Raw genomic sequence first — 17,713 nt, 5'->3', positions numbered from 1 at the left:
GTTCCCACTATGCGTCGGTTCGCAGACACTCGCGACTCCCCCGTGTGAGTCCGCCGACCGCGGGCACTCGGAGCCGCGGCGGGTCCGTCCGGATCGCCGCGCCAGGCTGGAGGTGAAGGACATGGGTCATGGTGGGAACGTCATCGACGAGCTGATGACCGATCACCGCGAGGTCGAGGAGATCTTCGGCCGGATCGAGGGGCTCGCGCCCGGCGACAAGGTCCGCAAGGTCTACGCCGAGCAGGCCACGATGGAGCTGGTCCGGCACTCGGTGGCCGAGGAGGAGTACCTGTACCCGGCCGTGCGGGAGCACGTGGCGGGCGGGGACGCCCTGGCCGACAAGGAGATCGACGATCACTCCAAGGCCGAGCAGATCATGAAGGACCTGGAGGGGTGCGACGCCGGTGACCCCGAGTTCGACCGGCTCGTCGGGATGCTGATGAGCGAGGTCCGCTCGCACATCGCCGACGAGGAGCAGAACCTCTTCCCCAAGCTCCGCGCGGCGTGCTCCGCGGACACGCTCGACGACCTGGGCGACAAGGTGCGTCAGGCGAAGAAGCTGGCCCCGACCCGCCCGCACCCGTCCGCCCCGGACAAGCCGCCGGCCAACAAGCTGCTGGCACCGGGAGCCGGCCTCGTCGACCGGATGCGCGACGCGCTGACGGGACGCGGAAAGAAGACCTGACCGCACCAGGGCGGGCGGCCGTTGTGAGCGGCCGCCCGAGGGCTGTGAGCAACCACACTCGATCAACCAAATACGGGAGTTTCCCGGGCAGTTGACCCCCGTGGCGACGGCGCGAGAGGAGCAGGCGTCGTCGACTCGGGGGTCCCGTCTGTCACGATGGTCCGCGCCGTGACCGACTCGGTGGAACCGCCGCGCAACGCAGCCGGTGATTCCGGTTCCCCCGGTCCCTCCTCTGACTCCTCCTGGTTGTCGAGTACCGCACTGTGTCTTCCACCACCTCTGCCCTGCCCCCGCCTGCGCCGAAAACCCCCTCCGCCCCGTCCAAGGCCGCGTCCCGTTCGCCCTGGCGGTCGCTGAGGCACCGCAGCATGCGCTGGTGGTCCGTCGCCAACTTCGTGTCGAACGCCGGTACGTGGATGCAGCTCACGGTGCAGAACCTGCTGGTGCTCCAGATCACCGGCTCGGCCGCGGCGACGGGGCTGTCGATGTCCGTCCAGGCCGCCCCCGCCCTGTTCATGAGCCTGCTGGGCGGCACCGCCGTGGACCGCTGGCCGCTGAAGCTGACGGCGGCCGTCAGCCAGGCGCTGCTCGGCGCGGTCGCCTTCACCACGGCCGTGCTGGTGGCGATGGACCGGCTGGACATGACGTCCCTGATGGTGCTGGCCGCCGTGACCGGCATGATCGCCACCGTCGACGGACCGGCGTGCGCCCTGCTGGGCAACGACCTCGTGCCGGTGGAGGACGTCCCCTCAGCCATCGGCGTCGGCTCGTTGGTGCACAACGCGGGCCGGCTCGTGGGCACCGCCCTGGCCGGCGTGACGGTCGGCTTCCTCGGGACGGCATCCGCGTACGCCGCGAACGGCCTGTCGTTCCTGTTCGTCGCCTCGGTCATCCCGTTCCTGCGCCCGGCGCCGGGCGCGGTGCGCCACGCCGCCCGGGTGAAGGCCGCTCCGCGCCGTGAGGGCGGCGCGTCGGCGCCCGACATGAGCGTGCGCCAGGGCCTGAAGTTCTTCGCGCGCCGCCCCCGCCTGGTCGCGCTCGCCGCGGTCACCGGGATCAGCGCGGTCTTCGGGCGGAACTACGGCCTCACCCTCGCCGTGCTCGTCACCGGGCCGCTCGCGGGCGGCGCGGGCTCCTTCGGTACGGTCTCCACGGTCCTCGCCGTCGGCGGCATCCTGGGCGCGGTCCTCGGCGCCCGGCTGCGGCGCCCCTCCGTCCGGCTCGTGGGCATGCTGGCGGCCTCCGGCGCCCTGCTGCAGGTGGCGGCGGGCCTGTCCCCCTCCCTGGCGGTGCTGCTGGTCCTGGTCCTGCCGATGGCGATCGTGGAGTCCGTCTCCGACACGGCCGGCACCTCCGTCCTCCAGACCGACCCGCCCGCCCACCTCCGTGGACGCGTCCTCGGCGTGTGGAGCAGCATCGGCACCCTCTGGGGCCTCGGCGGCCCCCCGGCCCTCGGCCTCCTCATGGAACTGGCCGGCGCCCGCGGGGCCCTGGTGACGGGCGGCCTGATCATCGCGGCCACGATCGGAGCGGGCTTCCTCCTACGCTCCCGCCGCACCCCGACGCCGGTGGTCCTCCCGACGAAGGACGGGGACGTCACGGGGCGGGCGGCGCTGGACACGGCTGCCTGACGGAGTGGGGCGGACGGCGCCGTCGCGCGCCCGCGTCGTACGGCCCATCTCTCCCTGGGGCCGCGTCGCGTGCGGAGCGGCTCTACGGGGAACGCCGCAGGGCGGACGGCATTGAGCGCAGCCACCTGAGCGGGCGGCACGACATTCGGACCGCCCACTTGTGCCCGAGGGGCACGATCCCTCGCCGTATGGCGCACCCGCTGCGGCTGCGCGGGGCGCCCGCACTACCTGCGGGCAGGCGAGCCGGGACAAAGCAGGCGCGCCGACCGCGCCCGGACGCCAAGGTCGTACGGCCGTCTCCCGCAACGCCCGGGCGCTCAGCACACTGCCCGAGGTAGCCGGCACGGTGCAGGGCCCTTCGCCTCAGCGTGACGGGAAGCGTGCCTCGGCATACAGCGCACCATGACAGCGCGGGCGCGCCCGCATCACCTGTCGGCAGGCGAGCCCCGGACAAATCAGGCGCTGACGGCGCGGAGCGGCCGTACGACGCGTCGTGTGCCCGCGTTGTACGGCCCCCTTGCAATCCGTACGGCCCCCTTGCAGTCCGTACGACCCTTCCAGAGGGCCGCGGCTCAGGCGATCAGCGCCCGCCCCGGGTCCAGGCGTTCGTGGAGTGTGGGGCGGTGCAGGGCGGCCACCGGGGCGAGGAGGTCGGGGTGGCGCAGGAGGGCCGCTGCCTGGCGGTCGCGGGCGTCGGGGGACACCAGGCGCCGGAACTCGATGGGCACCCCCGTCGCATGGCCGCCGTCGGCGATCGCGGCGACCGCCAGCCGCGCCAGCCCGGCGTCGGTGAGCAGACAGGCCGCCCAGCTCGCCACGACCTCGTCCACCCAGGTGCGCCAGGCGGCGTCGTCGGAGTCGTCGTGCGCGGTCGCGTCCGCGCCGGTGATCCAGTCCAGGGCCGCCGAGCCACCGGGGCCGGCCATGCCGACCAGGGCGGCGTCCGTCGGCGTCGGGTAGCGCAGCCACGCCGCGACCGTGACGGCCTGCCGGGCCTGCACCTCGCCCAGGGCAGCGGCGAGGGCGCCGCCACAGGCCGGGTAGGAGCGCGTCAGCCACTGGGTGGTCGCGGCTATGAGCGGGGAGAGATCTGCGAGCACTGCCGGTCCGTCCGAGGTACGGGAGATGGACGGGAATCCATCGGATGTACGGGAATCCATCAAACGGTAGCCCGCCACCCGGGGCGGCGGACATGCCTGTGACCTCGTGAACCGCGTGGTCTCGCCCACACCGGGACGGCCGGCTCAGCCCACCCGGCCGCCTGCTGCGCCGGTCGTCGTCCGCCCGGGCCTCGCCAGGTGGTAGACGTGGAACGCCCGCCCGATGACCGGCTGTGCGACGTTGCGCACCTTCACTCCCCCACTGGTCATGCCGTGCTCCGTGCCGAGGTGGGCATGCCCGTGCACCGCGAGGTCGGCGCCCGCCATGTCGATCGCCTCGGCCAGCAGATAGCTGCCGAGGAACGGGTAGATCTCGGGAGGTTCCCCGGCCAGCGTGTCCGGCACCGGCGAGAAGTGGGTGAGGGCGATGCGTACGTCGCAGTCCTGCTTCTGAAGTTCCTCCAGGGAGGCCCGCAACGTGTCGGCGCGCCGGCGCGAGTACCTGACGAACTCCTTCATGATCGGCTCACCGAACTCTCCGGCGCAGCGGCCCACGAACCCGCCGCCGAACCCCTTCGTACCGGCCACGCCGATCCGCGCGTCCCCGTCGTCCACCACCGTCGCCTGTCCTTCCAGCACCCGCGCGCCCGCGTCCTGCAGCACCGCGGTGACCTCCTCCGCGCAGTCGGCGTGGTGATCGTGATTGCCCAGCACCGCGACCACGGGGACAGCCAGGTCCTTGATCTCCCGTGCCACCACCTGGGCCTCCTCGCGGGTGCCGTGGCGGGTGAGATCCCCGGCGAGCAGCAGGACGTCGGCGCTCTCGTGCAGGGTCTCGAACGAGGGGCGGAGCATGCCCTCGCTCTCGGGGCCCATGTGGATGTCCCCGACGGCCGCGATCCGGATCATTCGACCTCCTCGGCATGGTCGGGCGCGGAGTTGTCCACGACCACGATGTCGCAGTGCACCGGGTGTCCCAGCAGCTCCGCGCGAGCGGTGCGCAGGACGTCGTCGCGGCACTGGACGGACGGCACGGTGCCGGTCAGCAGGACCGCCTCGCCACGGATCTCGATGCGCACACCCAGCTCTGCGAGGGGCCCGGCGGCCAGGTGGTCGGTGAGATGGGCCACGAGGTAGTCCAGGTTCTGCGCCGCGCCCGCGTCGGCGGCGGGCTGTACGCCGTGAGGGCTCATTGGTGCTCCTCCCGTGGAGCGATCACATTCAGGCGTTCCAGGAGGTAGAAGAAGGCGGCGGGCATCGGCGCGTCACCGCAGCAGCGCCGTACCTCTTCCCAGTCGACCTTCTCCCGCAGGGCGCGCGCCGCGGCGAGCACCGGCCCGAAGTCGCAGTAGTGCTCCGAGAAGGGCTCGATCAGGCCGCGCATCAGATCCGTCGGCGCCAGGACGGGCATGTGCACCGAGTCGACCGAGAGCTCCTGTGCCCGTTCGAGGACCTCCGTGCTGACCGGGCGGTGCGCCAGCTCGAAGAGGATGTCGACGTCCTGGCCGAAGCACGACGTCTTCATCAGCCAGTCCTCCGGCGGCGTACGGACCACGAGACCGGCTTCGGTCAGCGTCTGCGCCACCGCCTCGGCGTCCGTGCGCCGCACGCAGAAGTCGGCGTCGTGCTGCAGGTGCCCGCTGCCACCGTGGGCGTACACGGCCACGCTGCCGGCCAGGGCGAACCTGTGCCCCTTCCGCTTCAGCAGCGCGCCGACCTGCTTCGCCGCCTCGAGGATCGCCTGACTGCGGTCACGGGGAAGTTCCTCGCTGCTCAACGAGCGCGTCTCCCCCGGCGACGGCTGCGCCGGGCCCTCGCCGACCGGGCGCAGCTGGGGAATCCCGGTTCGCGGAGCGGGCGTCGCGCTCTCCCGGTTCTGCGTCATGACGCCTCCGTTCGCCGTCCGGCCCTCCGGCGCGGGCCCCTGCCGGGACCCGGTGCGGGTTCGAAAGCCACCGAGTACCCGGCGCTCCCGAATTCGATACGGCACGTCTTGGCCTGGCTTACAGCGGGCCGGGCCGGCCGCACCGCTCGTCCACGGCGTGAGGATCCGGTTCCCGGCCCGCTCGGTCGGGGGCGTTCCGCCGCGCAGGGGCAGGGCCTTGCCGAGGTGAGCAGCTTGCCGTAGGCCGGGATCCACCTGCTCGGAGAAGATCGGTTCGAGCACGCGCGGCCACCGCGGCCACCGCGGCCCCGGACACCACGCCGTCTGCTCCGGCCCTCCTCCCCCGCCCACCGTCCGAACCCGTCATCCGCGTCGCCGGGGCCCTGCGCGTCACGGCCCTGGGCAGCGGCGGCAGAGCGAAGTGACGGCGGGTCAGGCGCCCGGGCGTCCGCTCACGCCGCCGTGTAGCCGAGCTGGCGTCGCATGAACGGGGTCATGAGCCTCTTCGCCTTGGCCAGCGTCGTGGTGCGGCCGCCGAGGACCGCCGTCTCGCCGCCCGGCACGGGCAGCAGGGTCACTCCGTCGGCCGGGCCGAACGGGACGATGAGCGGGGTGCGGTGGATCGGCCGGTAGTAGCGGGGTTCCTTGCGGTGCTTGCCGGCGCTGTTCAGGTAGGCGCGGATGTTGTGGGCGGCCAGGTCGGCCTGGGCGAGCGCGGCCGGGGTGATCTTGAGTTCGGTGGCGTCGTTCACGTCGCCGACCGCGAACACGTCCAGCCATCCCTGGACGCGCAACGCCTGGTCGACCTTCACGTGTCCCGAAGGGTTCAGCCAGTCCCCGTGCCCGGCCAGGCGCAGCCAGAGCGTGTTGGGGGTGGTGCCGGTCGCCCAGAAGGAGCGGTCGGCCTCGATGACGGTGCCCCGGGCGTCGCGATAGGTGCCGAAGTCGTTGCCGGGGGACATGAAGGCGTCGAGGCGCACCTCCACGTCGTGGGACTCCAGCCAGGTTCGCGCCTTGCGGCCGGCCCGGGTGCTGCCCGTGGCGTGCAGCAGTTCCGGCCCGGAGTGGGCGAGCGTGACCCGGGCGTCCGGCCGGGCGAGGCGGATCTCGGCGCTGAGCTCGACGCCGGAGGGCCCGCCGCCGACGACCAGGACGTGCTCGGCGGCGGCGATGTGCTGCTGGTGCTGGGCGAAGGACTTCGCCGCCTCCTCGGCGGTGGTGCCGGCGAAGCGGGCCGGTTCGGGGTAGTCGGCGCCGGTGGCGATCACCAGCACGTCGTACGGCAGCCGCTCCCCCGTCGCCAGCACCACCTGGCGCTCGGTGGTGTCGATGCGGACCGCCTTGCCGACGGCCACGCGACCGTTGGTCAGCAGCCGGTCGTACGGGATGAAGGGGATGTACGACCAGTCCCGCCGCACTCCGGCGCGCAGGGAGGCGATGCGGTGGAAGAAGACCTCCTTGCGGTCCACCAGCGTCACGCGTGCCGTCGCGTCCAGTCGCTTGGCGAGACGGACGCCCGCATAGCCGCCGCCGATCACCACTACGTCGCCGTCGAGCACGCCACGTCTCCTGAGCTGTGGGGGGACGAGGAGTGAGTGCCGCGGCGGGTCGGCCGCCGTCGGCCACTCCCCTGCCGGGGAGCGTAGCGCTTGAAACTTAAAGAGGTCGCTGAGGTGACGTGTGCATCGTGTGAAAGCTGAGACCTGAGAAGCCGGCGCTGACGTGGCCGCACGAACGCCGACGTCCAGGCCGGCCCGTGCGGGCCCGCCTGGACGTCAGGTGCGGGGCGATCAGACGAGGTCGAACCGGTCCGCGTTCATGACCTTGACCCACGCCGCGACGAAGTCGTTCACGAACTTCTCCTTCGCGTCGTCGCTCGCGTAGACCTCCGCGAGCGCGCGCAGCTCGGAGTTCGAGCCGAAGACGAGGTCGGCACGGCTGCCGGCCCACTTCAGCTCGCCCGTGGCGGCGTCACGGCCCTCGAACGTGGTCTGGTCCGAGGACGTCGACTTCCACGTGGTGCCCAGGTCGAGCAGGTTCACGAAGAAGTCGTTGGTCAGCGCGCCCGGGGTGTTGGTGAAGACACCCAGCTGCGACTGCTGGTGGTTCGCGCCCAGGACGCGCAGGCCACCGACGAGGACCGTCATCTCGGGGGCGCTCAGGTCGAGCAGGTTCGCCTTGTCGAGCAGCAGGTACTCGGCGGGCAGGCGGTTGCCCTTGCCGAGGTAGTTGCGGAACCCGTCGGCGGTCGGCTCCAGCGCGGCGAACGACTCGACGTCGGTGTGCTCCTCCGTCGCGTCGACGCGGCCCGCCGCGAACGGCACCTCGACGTCGAAGCCGGCGTCCTTGGCGGCCTTCTCCACGGCCGCGGAGCCACCGAGCACGATCAGGTCGGCCAGCGAGACCTTCTTGGCGCCGGAGTTCGCGTTGAACTCCTGCTGGATGTTCTCCAGGGTGCGCAGCACCAGGGCCAGCTGGTCGGGGTCGTTGACCTCCCAGCCGCGCTGCGGCTCCAGGCGGATACGGGCGCCGTTGGCACCGCCGCGCTTGTCGCTCGCGCGGAACGTCGAGGCCGACGCCCACGCGGTGCTGACCAGCTGCGAGACGGTCAGGCCCGAGTCGAGGAGCTTGGCCTTGAGGGCCGCGACGTCCGCGGCGTCGATGGCCTCACCCTCGGCCTGCGGCAGCGGGTCCTGCCACAGCAGCGTCTCCTCCGGGACCTCCGGGCCGAGGTACAGCGACTTCGGGCCCAGGTCACGGTGGGTCAGCTTGTACCAGGCGCGGGCGAAGGCGTCCGCGAACTGGTCGGGGTTCTCGAGGAAGCGACGCGAGATCTCACCGTAGATCGGGTCGAAGCGCAGCGAGAGGTCGGTGGTGAGCATCGTGGGCAGACGCTTCTTCGACGGGTCGTGCGCGTCGGGGACGATCGCCTCGGCGTCCTTGGCCACCCACTGCTTGGCGCCGGCCGGGGACTCGGTCAGCTCCCACTCGTAGCCGAAGAGGATCTCGAAGAAGTCGTTGCTCCACTGGGTGGGCTTGGTGGTCCAGGTGACCTCCAGACCACTGGTGATCGCGTCGGCGCCCTTGCCGGTGCCGAACGTGGACTTCCAGCCCAGGCCCTGCTCCTCCATGGAGGCGGCCTCGGGGTCGTTGCCGACGTGGTCGGCCGGGCCGGCGCCGTGGGTCTTGCCGAAGGTGTGACCACCGGCGATCAGGGCGACGGTCTCCTCGTCGTTCATCGCCATACGGCGGAACGTCTCGCGGATGTCGCGGGCCGCGGCGATCGGGTCCGGGTTGCCGTTCGGGCCCTCCGGGTTGACGTAGATGAGGCCCATCTGGACCGCGCCGAGCGGGTTCTCCAGCTCACGGTCGCCGGAGTAGCGCTGGTCGTCGAGCCAGGTGGTCTCGGGACCCCAGTACACGTCCTCGTCGGCCTCCCAGACGTCGGCGCGGCCGCCGCCGAAGCCGAAGGTCTCGAAGCCCATCTGCTCCAGCGCGACGTTGCCCGTGAGGATCATGAGGTCGGCCCAGGAGATGGACTGGCCGTACTTCTTCTTGACCGGCCACAGCAGACGACGGGCCTTGTCGAGGTTGCCGTTGTCCGGCCAGCTGTTCAGCGGCGCGAAACGCTGCTGCCCGCGGCCGCCACCGCCGCGGCCGTCGCTGATGCGGTAGGTGCCGGCGCTGTGCCAGGCCATACGGATCATCAGCGGGCCGTAGTTGCCGAAGTCGGCGGGCCACCAGTCCTGAGAGGTGGTCAGCACCTCGGCGATGTCCCGTTTCACGGCCGCGAGGTCCAGGTTCTTGAACGCCTCGGCGTAGTCGAACTCCTCACCGAGGGGGTTCGCTACGACCGGGTCCTTGGCCAGGATCTTCAGGTTGAGCCGTTCCGGCCACCACTGACGGTTGCCGCCGCCCTGCGTGGGGTGCGGGGCGCGACCGTGCGCGACGGGGCAGCCACCGGTGCCCTCCGTCTTCGCGTCAGTGACGATCGCATCGGGGTTCTCAGCCATGGGAAACCTTCCGGACTAGGTGGATCACAGTGCTCGGGGTGCACTGCCGGCAGTGGAACAGTCGGGGCACAGGCCCCAGTAGATGACCTCGGCCTCGTCGATGGTGAAGCCGTGGTCGTCGGACGCGGTCAGGCAGGGCGCCTCGCCGACCGCGCAGTCGACGTCGGCGACGGCACCGCACGACCGGCACACGATGTGGTGGTGGTTGTCGCCGATGCGCCCCTCGAACCGGGCCGGGCTGCCGGCCGGTTCGATACGGCGGACGAGTCCCGCCGCGGTGAGTGCGTGGAGGCCCTCGTACACGGCTTGAAGCGAGACATGACCTACGCGATCACGCACCCCGGAGGCGATGGCCTCGACGCCGAGGTGGTCACCGGCCCGCACGGTCTCGAGCAACGCGACCCGCGCAGCGGTCACCCGCAGGCCGGCACCGCGCAGCTGCTCGGCGGGGGTCGGAGTCGGGGATGCGGTCATGGCAGACAACCTACCTCGCTAAACACGAATGATTCAAGAAAACGAATGATGAAAGTTTGGTGGGCCGCTCCGACCCCCGATTCCGTGCGCTAGCGCACATGGCACCCCCGGCGCCCCCCAAAGCGCGAAAAAACGTCTCTTCCGGCATTGCGGCATGCCTTTCCGTCAAGGCCTTGACCTGGCCGACATCCCACTCGTACTCGATGGAGGTAATCGCATGCTCGGCAGACATACCGCGGCCGGCCGCCGCGCCGCCCTGACCGTTCTCGGCACTCTCGTCCTCACCGGCGTCCCCTCGGCCGCCGCGGCCGAGCCGCCGCCCGCGTCCAGCGCCGCACACACCGTCGGCGCCGACCGGCCGCCGGCAGCGGTGCTGCGGGCCATGGAGCGCGATCTCAAGCTGAAGCCGGGTCAGGCGGCCGAGCGGCTGGTCAACGAGGCGGAGGCGGGCGCCCGTGCGGGCCGCCTCCGCAACGCCCTGGGCAAGCACTTCGCGGGGGCCTGGGTCAGCGGGTCGACGTCGGCCGAGCTCACCGTCGCGACCACCCATGCCGCCGACGTCTCCGCCATCCGGGCCCAGGGGGCGAAGGCCGCCGTCGTCAAGCGGCCGCTGACCGAACTCCAGGCCGCCAAGAAGAAGCTGGACGCGGCCGCCACCCGCACCAAGACCCGCGACACGCCGGTCTGGTACGTCGACGTGCCGGCCAACAAGGTCGTCGTCCAGGCGACCGAGCGGGCGGCCGCCACCGCCTTCATCAAGGCCGCCGGCCTCCAGGGCAAGGGCGTGGGCGTCCGCCTGTCGGAGCTGCGGCCGCGGCTGCTGGACGACGTGGTCGGCGGCGACGCCTACTACATCGAGAACTCCGCCCGCTGTTCCATCGGGTTCGCCGTCACCAAGGACAAGCAGCAGGGCTTCACCTCCGCGGGCCACTGCGGCGACCAGGGCGACTCCACCACCGGCTTCAACATGGCCGACCAGGGCACGTTCCAGTCGTCCGACTTCCCCGGCAAGGACATGTCCTGGGTGGCCGTCAACAGCAACTGGTCCGCCACGGCCGACGTGAAGGGCGAGGGCGGCCAGCGCACGCAGGTCACCGGGTCGGTCCAGGCGCTCGTCGGGGCGTCGATCTGCCGCTCCGGCTCCACCACGGGATGGCACTGCGGCACCATCCAGCAGCACGACACGAGTGTCAGCTACTCCGAGGGCACCGTCGACGGCGTCACCCAGACCACGGTGTGCGCCGAACCGGGTGACTCGGGTGGCCCGTACGTCTCCGGCTCCCAGGCGCAGGGCGTGACCTCCGGTGGCTCGGGCAACTGTACGAGCGGCGGCACCACCTACTACCAGCCGATCAACCCGATCCTCAGCAACTTCGGCCTCGTCCTGAAGACCGCGGCGGCCCAGTCCGGCGCCGGCGCCCCGCAGGACAACGCCGCGGACAACTGGGTCGCGGGCCGCGTCTACGAGGCCGGCACGACCGTGACCCACGCGGGCGTCCGCTACCAGTGCCTGCAGACCCACCAGGCACAGGGAGTGTGGTCGCCGGTCGCCACTCCGGCGCTGTGGCAGCGGTTGTAGGAGTCAGTCGTACGGCTCTTCCGGTGCGGGGGCCGGCTCCCGCACCGTCCGCTCCCGGCCTCCCCTCATTCCTCCGCGAGCAGCGTGTACGCGGTGGCGACGAACGCGTCGCGGGCGCGGAAGCGGCGGGTGCACACCGCGGCCAGGGCGGTGCCCGTGTCGGGCCGGAAGCCCAGGAAGGCCTGCTGGCCGAGGGTCGCCCCGCTGTGGAAGTACATCGGCCCGCCGTTCGTGGGGTGCCGGAACCACGCCATCGTGTGGACGTGCCGTCGGTCCAGTCCGCGCCGCAGGACGGGCGTACGCACCGCCCGCAGCGCGCCGGCCAGCGGGGAACCCGCCGGGTCGAGGTGGGCTTCGAGAAATGAGAGCAGGTCGTGCGGGGTGGCGCGGACGGCACCCGCGGCCTGGAAGCCGCCGGCGTCGAAGGGGAGGGTGGGCGTGCGGCCGTCCTTGCCGTACCCGACGGCGTCCGTCTTCGGGTCCTCCGCGGCCAGGGCGGTGCCGCTCAGGCCGAGCGGACGCAGCACATGGGCGCCGAGCAGTTCCTCCCACGCCGTACCGGTCGCGGCGGCGACGGCATGGCCGAGCACGGCGACGCCGAAGTTGGAGTAGTGCCACCGGGTGCCGGGACGGTGCCGGGGGCGACGGCGCAGGAAGGCGTCGGCCACGCGCTCGGCCGGGTAGCGGCCGTAGGGGTTGGTACGCCACGCGGGAAGCGCCCGTATATAGAAGTCGGCCGGCAGGGCGGGCAGCCCGGCCGTGTGCGTGATGAGGTGGGCGAGCGTCACCGGGTCCGGGCCGGTGTGCCTGCCCCCCGGGTCCAGGCAGGCGGCGGCCGGCTCGCCGCCGGTCAGCAGGCCGCGCTGGATGAGCTGGGCCAGCAGCAGTCCGGTGAACGCCTTCGAGGCCGAACCTATCTCGTAGCGCAGGTCGTGCCTGGGGACCGGCGGGGGCGGGCCGGTGCCGCCGCAGTGCAGGATGCGGCGGCCGGAGCGGGACATGGCGAAGACGGCATCAGGCGCGTCGACGGCTTCGACGGCCCTCTCCAGCCGGTCCCGCACCGCCTCGTCATCGGTGCCGACGGGACCACACTCACGGGTGTGGTCCGTGTCGTCCGCGGCGCCCGGCCAGGGCGTGGACCGGCCGGTCATGAGGGGGTGTGCGTCAGCTCGGCGAGGGCACGGGAGGTGGCCAGCACCGAGGCGAAGGCGGCGACCAGTGTCGGGTGGTAGACGACGTCGAACACCTCGTCGGGCTCGCCCTCCGGCATAGTCCGTACGGCGGGCATGGCGCCGTCGGGCTGTTGCGCGGCGGCGAAGCCCTGCCAGGCCCGTTCGTCCAGGGTGGGGCGGGGCAGACAGGCGTCGACGACGAGGAGTTCGCCGAGCAGGTCCCAGCGCTGCAGGTCCAGCCAGTCGTCGATCCAGACCGGCAGCCAGGTGGCGAGGTAGTGGGCGATGTCCGCCGGCAGGCCCTCGGGGCGCTCTCCCCAGTCGGTGAGGTGGAACACCGTGTGGGTGACGTCGTAGGCGATGTGCCCGCTGACCGTCCAGGGCTCGGGCGTGTGGCCGAGCCAGGTGGAGCCGACGATGTCCGCCTCGGGCGTGCGGGGCGTGAGGCCGAAGCGGCGCTGGAAGGCGGAGAGTCCGAGGCGCCGGGTGGGGTCGAGTTCGAGGGCCGCCCAGCTGTCGAGCCGGTGGTAGAAGGCGGTGGCACGCTCCACCTCGGGCTCGCTGTACCCCAGTTCCTTGTACGGCAGGTACACCTCGAACGGGATCGGTGAGAGCGGCTCGATGCGCTGGCCGCGCACCAGCATGCGACCGCCGTCCAGGGTGTGCCGCCACGTGTGGTCGAGGAGCTTGCGCGCCAGGTCGGCCTGGCGGGACCCGGCCACGCCTTCGCGGAACAGGACCCGGCAGATCAGGGCCAGTTCGCCGACCGGCTTGAAGCGCTCCAGGAAGCCCACCTCCGGGTCGACGTCGGGCTCCAGGCGGAATCCGTCGCGATGGGCCCACAGCCACTCCAGGGCGCGGACGCCGACGGTGTGCATCAGACGGGGGTCGGTCATCCGGGCACTCCTTGTCCGCCGGTGAGGCACTTGACGGTCTGCGCCGCCGCGAAGGCGGCCATCAGGGTGGAGTGGTAGCAGTGGCGGAAGTCCGGCTCGGGACCGGCTCCTTCGTCGCCCTGGTGAGCGCGTTCCGGGAGCGCTCCGGAGGTGCACTGCGCTCCTGCGATCCGGGTCCAGGCGTCCTCGAGGGTGGGGAGGTCGGGCGGATCCGGGAGGCTCGTGGCGACCACCAGCAGCTCGCAGCCGAGGTCCCACATCCCGGCGTCCAGGCAGGTGTCGAGCCAGGGCGGCAGCCAGTGGTCGAGGTAGGCGGCGAGGTCCGCGGGGACGTCCGCGGGGGTGCGGCCCCAGTCGGTGAGGTGGAAGACGACGTGGGTGAGCGCGTACCCCGAGGAGCGCTCGAACGTCCAGGGTTCCGGTAGTCCGCCCAACCAGGTGCTCCGCAACGCCTGCTCGGTCCGCTCGGGCCGGTCGATGCCGCTGCGCCGCTCGGCCTTCAGGACGCCGAGCCGGCGCGTCGGTTCCTGCTCGGTGAGCCGCCAGCTCCGGGTGCGGGCCGTCGTCGCTGCGGCGGCCTCGTACCCGGCATGCCTGAACCCGGCCGCGGCGAAGACGGAGTAGATCTCCAACGGGTAGGTCGCGAAGGGCTCCAGCCGCTGGAGCCGGAGGAAGAGCTCACCCTGGCCGGTCTGCTGCCAGGCGAACCGCAGCAGGTCGGACGCGCAGGCGTGCAGCGGATCCCACGGCGCGGTCTGCGCACGTACGCTCGCGCACGTCTGGGCCAGTTCTCCGAGCGGTTTCCAGGTGGCGTCCACATGGCCGTCCCGGGCGAGGGCGTCCTCGCCCAGGGCGAAGTCGTCGCGGTGCGCGGACAGCCACGCGAACGCGGCGGCTCCCACCTCCCGGATCTCGTCGGCGCCAAGGGCGGTCACGCCCAGGGCGGTCATACGAGCGCTCCGGCCGTCCGCATCACGCGTGCCGCCTGCACCTGGAGGGCCACGCGGGGATCGCTGCCGCCCATCAGTTCCACGAAGTCCAGCCCGGCCTCGAGGCCGAGTGACTCCGGTACCCCGTCGAGCAGGGTCAGCCAGCGCCCCGCCGAGGCCGCCTGCTGCCAGTCCCTGCGGCGCACCGCCCGTACGAAGCCCCGGGCCACGTCGACCGGGCGGCGCCGGGCCGCGCGAGCCACCGCGCAGTCCTCTCCGGGCACGGCGAGGGGGGCGAGGACGGCGAGTTGATGCGTCAGCACCTGCCAGGTCGCCTCGTCGAGCCAGTCGGCGTCGGGTTCGGCGGCCTCGTCCCCGAAGGGCGCGCCGGATGCGTCGGGTGCGCCGGTGAGGGGCGTGTCGAGCCGCCGCAGTGTGCGTCCCATCGCCCAGTGGCTCCACCTGACGGTCGGGGCCGCGTCGGCGCGGGGCGGGAAGGCCTCCACCGTCTTCCGGAACACGGCGAGTGCCTCCGGGTCGGGCGGAGTGGGGAAGAGTACGTGGGGCAGCAACAGGTCTGCTCCCACTACACGTACGGCCGCGAGATCGAGGCTTCTCTCGTCCACGGCCCCGGTGCCGGAGATGCGCACGTGGTCTCCGCCCCGAAGGGCGGAGACCACGTCGGACGCAAGGTCCTGCACCGCGCCCTGCAAGAGGGCGGAAGTGCCTGACTGCTCCATTCAGCCGCTCCTGTCGGTCCGTCAGCCCTTCTTGGGGCGAGGGGTCGGCGGGGACAGCAGCAGCTTGGTGTCCGCGGAGAGCAGCGCCAGGGCGGCGCACTCCCGGCTGTCACGGTAGACACCGTCGGGTTCGGCGGGGTCAAGTGCCGCGTCGAGGTCGCTCCGAACGCCGGTGAGGTCCTCGATCGCCTTGTCCATGGAAGGCATATCACCATCTCCTCTGGGGTCAGCCATAGCCTCCACAACCCAGAGCACCACACAGTCACAAAGCGCGCATCTTTTCCCAGAAACCTCATAGGCCACTGATTCAACATTTCGGGCCTACCCCTCACCGCGGGGGCAGCGGCCCCGAACCGGCGGACCGGCGCGGATGCGACGTACCGGGCACCACGAACCCCCGCATGTGGGCGCCCAGTTGTTCCCGGAAGAGTGAAGGACGGAGGGGCGTTGCTCGACTCACCGCCCTGGAGCTGGCACCGTAAACGCGCATGAAGTCGAATAAATCCGGGCAAACTGAAAGCTCGGTGCGCTGGAGACTCGTACTGGCCAGCACCACGATGCTCTTCGTCGAGCTGGCGCTGATCAGATGGGCGGGCGCCAACGTCGTCCACCTCAGCTACTTTTCGAACTTCATCCTGCTGGGATCGTTCCTCGGGATCGGCATCGGGTTCCTGATCCCCGCCGCGCGCGGGCAGTGGCTCAAACGCTGGACGCCGGTCCCGCTCGCGCTTCTCGTCGTCCTGGTCCGCGCCTACCCGGTGCAGGTGCGTCAGAGCAGCAGCGAGGTCATCTACTTCACCGCCGTGAAGACCACCGGCCTGCCCCAGTGGGTGACCCTGCCGGCCATCTTCCTGCTGACCGCGGTGATCATGGCGGGCATCGGCAAGATCACCGCCGATCTCTTCCGCCAACTCCCCTCGCTCGACGCCTACCGCTACGACCTGCTCGGCAGCATCACCGGCTCGGTCTCCTTCGCCGTACTGTCCTGGCTCCGCGCGCCCTCGGTCATGTGGGGCGTCCTGGCCGCCGCGGCCCTGCTGATCCTCGGCGGGCGCCGCAACACCCTGCTGTACGGGATCCCCCTCACCGCGATGGTCGCCGCGCTGTTCCTGGAGTCGACCACGGCCGGCGTCTCCTGGTCGCCGTACTACAAGATCCAGCTCAAGCCCTCGCCGACCGCCAGCCGGACCTACTACATCTCCGCCAACGGCGTCCCGCACCAGAGCACCGCGCCGCTCCCGGTGCTGATGCGCGAGAACTCGCCGTACCGGCAGGCGTACGACCAGACACCCCACAACCCGCACAAGCGCGTGCTGATCATCGGGGCCGGCAACGGCAACGACGTCGCCGTCGCGCTGGCGCACGGCGCCGAACTCGTGGACGCGGTCGAAATCGATCCGCGCCTGCAGGAGATCGGCGCGACGCTGCACCCTGCCAGGCCGTACGACGATCCCAGGGTGCACGCCTACATCGACGACGGGCGGGCGTTCCTGGAGCGGACCGACGCCAAGTACGACCTCGTCGTCCTGGCGCTCCCGGACTCCCTGACCCTGGTGTCGGGGGCGAGCAATCTGCGGCTGGAGAGCTACCTGTTCACCCGGCAGGCGTTCGAGGCGGCGCGCGATCACCTGGCGCCGGACGGCGCGTTCGCCATGTACAACTACTACCGCAAGAGCTGGCTGGTCGACCGCTTCGCCGGCGACCTCGACGCCCTGTACGGCCACGCCCCCTGTATGACGACGTTCAAACGGAACGCCGCCGTGCTGGTGGCCGGGATGACCCCCGCCGACCAGTCCTGCAAGCAGGTCTGGCAGCCCAGCGGCCCGGTCCCGGCGGCCGCGAGCGACGACCACCCGTTCCCGTATCTGCTCCACCGGACCATCCCCACCCTCTACCTGGGTGCCCTGGGCGCGATCCTGCTGGTGACGCTGCTGTCCGTGCGCCTGACCGGGGTCCGCCTGCGCAGCACGGTCCGCTACGTCGACATGTTCCTGCTGGGTGCGGCCTTCATGCTGCTGGAGACGAAGAACGTGATCGGCTTCGCGCTCTACTTCGGTACGACGTGGCTGGTCAACGCCCTCGTCTTCTTCGGTGTCCTGCTCTCCGTCCTCGCGGCGGTGGAGGTCCGGCGCAGAATGCGGAGGGCGAACCAGATGTTGCTGCAGCTGCTCCTGTTCGGCTCCCTCGCGGTGGCCTGGCTCGTTCCGACACAGGCCGTGCTCTCGCTGCCCTTCGCCGGACGGCTCGCGGCCGCCATCGCCCTGGCCTTCGCCCCCATCTTCTGCGCCAACCTGATCTTCTCGGACCGCCTCGCGCAGGCCCCGGACCCGACAGCCGCGTTCGGCGCGAATCTGCTGGGCGCGCTGACCGGGGGCGCGCTGGAGTACCTCGCCCTGATGACGGGCTATCAGTCGCTGCTGCTGGTCGTCGCGGTCCTGTATCTGGGGGCGTGCGTCGCCATGCGTTTCGGCGGGCGAGGGCCGGACGGGCAGGTGACGCAGGTGCCGGGCGAAACGGTGGCCGCCAAGACCTGAGGGCTGTCCCGCGAAGGATTGCGGCCTGGCCACGATCGGCACAACGGCAAGGACCCGCCGGGCGCGCCCCCGGCG

Annotated in this window: 16 protein-coding genes; 4 read left to right on the top strand and 12 right to left on the bottom strand. The window is 71.7% G+C overall.

The window, feature by feature from the left end:
* Positions 1-121: 121 nt before the first annotated feature.
* Both ACZ7L6_RS04885 and ACZ7L6_RS04880 read left to right on the top strand, forming a co-directional pair.
* The gene (locus tag ACZ7L6_RS04885) at positions 122-685 is read left to right on the top strand and encodes a hemerythrin domain-containing protein (protein WP_471920512.1); all 564 of its coding nucleotides are present in this window, start codon (positions 122-124) and stop codon (positions 683-685) included.
* A gap of 368 nt (positions 686-1,053) precedes the next feature.
* Positions 1,054-2,316 (top strand): MFS transporter, encoded by a 1,263-nt coding sequence (locus ACZ7L6_RS04880; RefSeq protein WP_471920511.1) that lies wholly within the window; start codon positions 1,054-1,056, stop codon positions 2,314-2,316.
* Between the two features lie 572 nt (positions 2,317-2,888).
* Here ACZ7L6_RS04880 and ACZ7L6_RS04875 read toward each other — a convergent pair.
* The 7 genes from ACZ7L6_RS04875 to ACZ7L6_RS04845 form a co-directional block, all read right to left on the bottom strand.
* Positions 2,889-3,416, bottom strand: coding sequence for a hypothetical protein (locus tag ACZ7L6_RS04875; RefSeq protein WP_471920510.1), 528 nt, complete (start codon positions 3,414-3,416; stop codon positions 2,889-2,891).
* Positions 3,417-3,560: 144 nt separating this feature from the next.
* Positions 3,561-4,325 (bottom strand): metallophosphoesterase family protein, encoded by a 765-nt coding sequence (locus ACZ7L6_RS04870; protein WP_471920509.1) that lies wholly within the window; start codon positions 4,323-4,325, stop codon positions 3,561-3,563.
* Positions 4,322-4,609, bottom strand: a complete 288-nt coding sequence (locus tag ACZ7L6_RS04865; RefSeq protein WP_471920508.1) for a hypothetical protein — start codon at positions 4,607-4,609, stop codon at positions 4,322-4,324. The genes ACZ7L6_RS04870 and ACZ7L6_RS04865 overlap by 4 nt, the downstream gene beginning before the upstream one ends.
* Positions 4,606-5,301: a hypothetical protein gene (locus tag ACZ7L6_RS04860; RefSeq protein WP_471920507.1), complete on the bottom strand. Its 696-nt coding sequence runs from the start codon at positions 5,299-5,301 to the stop codon at positions 4,606-4,608. Before ACZ7L6_RS04860 ends, ACZ7L6_RS04865 begins: the two co-directional genes overlap by 4 nt.
* A gap of 452 nt (positions 5,302-5,753) precedes the next feature.
* On the bottom strand, positions 5,754-6,860 hold the full coding sequence (locus ACZ7L6_RS04855; protein WP_471920506.1) for an NAD(P)/FAD-dependent oxidoreductase: 1,107 nt from the start codon (positions 6,858-6,860) through the stop codon (positions 5,754-5,756).
* A 231-nt stretch (positions 6,861-7,091) separates the two neighbouring features.
* Positions 7,092-9,314, bottom strand: coding sequence for a catalase/peroxidase HPI (gene katG, locus ACZ7L6_RS04850; protein ID WP_471920505.1), 2,223 nt, complete (start codon positions 9,312-9,314; stop codon positions 7,092-7,094).
* A 24-nt stretch (positions 9,315-9,338) separates the two neighbouring features.
* A complete protein-coding gene (locus ACZ7L6_RS04845) occupies positions 9,339-9,788 on the bottom strand; it encodes a Fur family transcriptional regulator (RefSeq protein ID WP_471920504.1) in 450 nt (149 codons plus the stop codon).
* A 217-nt stretch (positions 9,789-10,005) separates the two neighbouring features.
* Between ACZ7L6_RS04845 and ACZ7L6_RS04840 the strand changes: the two genes are divergently transcribed.
* Complete coding sequence (locus tag ACZ7L6_RS04840; RefSeq protein WP_471920503.1) at positions 10,006-11,367, top strand: alpha-lytic protease prodomain-containing protein; 1,362 nt, start codon at positions 10,006-10,008, stop codon at positions 11,365-11,367.
* A gap of 65 nt (positions 11,368-11,432) precedes the next feature.
* Here the strand turns inward: ACZ7L6_RS04840 and ACZ7L6_RS04835 are convergent, their stop codons facing one another.
* The 5 genes from ACZ7L6_RS04835 to ACZ7L6_RS04815 are packed head-to-tail and all read right to left on the bottom strand — an operon-like array spanning position 11,433 to position 15,311.
* On the bottom strand, positions 11,433-12,518 hold the full coding sequence (locus ACZ7L6_RS04835; RefSeq protein WP_471920502.1) for a serine hydrolase domain-containing protein: 1,086 nt from the start codon (positions 12,516-12,518) through the stop codon (positions 11,433-11,435).
* Positions 12,515-13,435, bottom strand: coding sequence for a DUF6895 family protein (locus ACZ7L6_RS04830; protein ID WP_471920501.1), 921 nt, complete (start codon positions 13,433-13,435; stop codon positions 12,515-12,517). Before ACZ7L6_RS04830 ends, ACZ7L6_RS04835 begins: the two co-directional genes overlap by 4 nt.
* Complete coding sequence (locus tag ACZ7L6_RS04825) at positions 13,432-14,385, bottom strand: DUF6895 family protein (protein ID WP_471920500.1); 954 nt, start codon at positions 14,383-14,385, stop codon at positions 13,432-13,434. The genes ACZ7L6_RS04830 and ACZ7L6_RS04825 overlap by 4 nt, the downstream gene beginning before the upstream one ends.
* Entirely contained in the window at positions 14,382-15,104 is a 723-nt protein-coding gene (locus ACZ7L6_RS04820) for a hypothetical protein (protein ID WP_471920499.1), read from the bottom strand. The genes ACZ7L6_RS04825 and ACZ7L6_RS04820 overlap by 4 nt, the downstream gene beginning before the upstream one ends.
* 21 nt (positions 15,105-15,125) lie before the next feature.
* Entirely contained in the window at positions 15,126-15,311 is a 186-nt protein-coding gene (locus ACZ7L6_RS04815) for a hypothetical protein (RefSeq protein WP_398810098.1), read from the bottom strand.
* 317 nt (positions 15,312-15,628) lie between these two features.
* Here ACZ7L6_RS04815 and ACZ7L6_RS04810 point away from each other — a divergent pair, with 317 nt between their 5' ends.
* On the top strand, positions 15,629-17,638 hold the full coding sequence (locus tag ACZ7L6_RS04810) for a spermidine synthase (protein ID WP_471920498.1): 2,010 nt from the start codon (positions 15,629-15,631) through the stop codon (positions 17,636-17,638).
* Positions 17,639-17,713: the final 75 nt, after the last annotated feature.

Source organism: Streptomyces sp. NPDC107522, from assembly GCF_055657525.1.
Note: the sequence above shows the minus strand (reverse complement) of the source record. Positions and strands in the feature narration are given on the sequence as shown.

Excerpts from the sequence above, each read along its gene's own strand:
- ACZ7L6_RS04865 (WP_471920508.1), bottom strand. The coding sequence starts at position 4,609 with ATGAGCCCTCACGGCGTACAGCCCGCCGCCGACGCGGGCGCGGCGCAG.
- ACZ7L6_RS04815 (WP_398810098.1), bottom strand. The coding sequence starts at position 15,311 with ATGCCTTCCATGGACAAGGCGATCGAGGACCTCACCGGCGTTCGGAGC.
- ACZ7L6_RS04835 (WP_471920502.1), bottom strand. The coding sequence starts at position 12,518 with ATGACCGGCCGGTCCACGCCCTGGCCGGGCGCCGCGGACGACACGGAC.
- ACZ7L6_RS04845 (WP_471920504.1), bottom strand. The coding sequence starts at position 9,788 with ATGACCGCATCCCCGACTCCGACCCCCGCCGAGCAGCTGCGCGGTGCC.
- katG (WP_471920505.1), bottom strand. The coding sequence starts at position 9,314 with ATGGCTGAGAACCCCGATGCGATCGTCACTGACGCGAAGACGGAGGGC.
- ACZ7L6_RS04830 (WP_471920501.1), bottom strand. The coding sequence starts at position 13,435 with ATGACCGACCCCCGTCTGATGCACACCGTCGGCGTCCGCGCCCTGGAG.
- ACZ7L6_RS04870 (WP_471920509.1), bottom strand. The coding sequence starts at position 4,325 with ATGATCCGGATCGCGGCCGTCGGGGACATCCACATGGGCCCCGAGAGC.
- ACZ7L6_RS04820 (WP_471920499.1), bottom strand. The coding sequence starts at position 15,104 with ATGGAGCAGTCAGGCACTTCCGCCCTCTTGCAGGGCGCGGTGCAGGAC.
- ACZ7L6_RS04860 (WP_471920507.1), bottom strand. The coding sequence starts at position 5,301 with ATGACGCAGAACCGGGAGAGCGCGACGCCCGCTCCGCGAACCGGGATT.
- ACZ7L6_RS04825 (WP_471920500.1), bottom strand. The coding sequence starts at position 14,385 with ATGACCGCCCTGGGCGTGACCGCCCTTGGCGCCGACGAGATCCGGGAG.
- ACZ7L6_RS04880 (WP_471920511.1), top strand. The coding sequence starts at position 1,054 with ATGCGCTGGTGGTCCGTCGCCAACTTCGTGTCGAACGCCGGTACGTGG.
- ACZ7L6_RS04885 (WP_471920512.1), top strand. The coding sequence starts at position 122 with ATGGGTCATGGTGGGAACGTCATCGACGAGCTGATGACCGATCACCGC.
- ACZ7L6_RS04840 (WP_471920503.1), top strand. The coding sequence starts at position 10,006 with ATGCTCGGCAGACATACCGCGGCCGGCCGCCGCGCCGCCCTGACCGTT.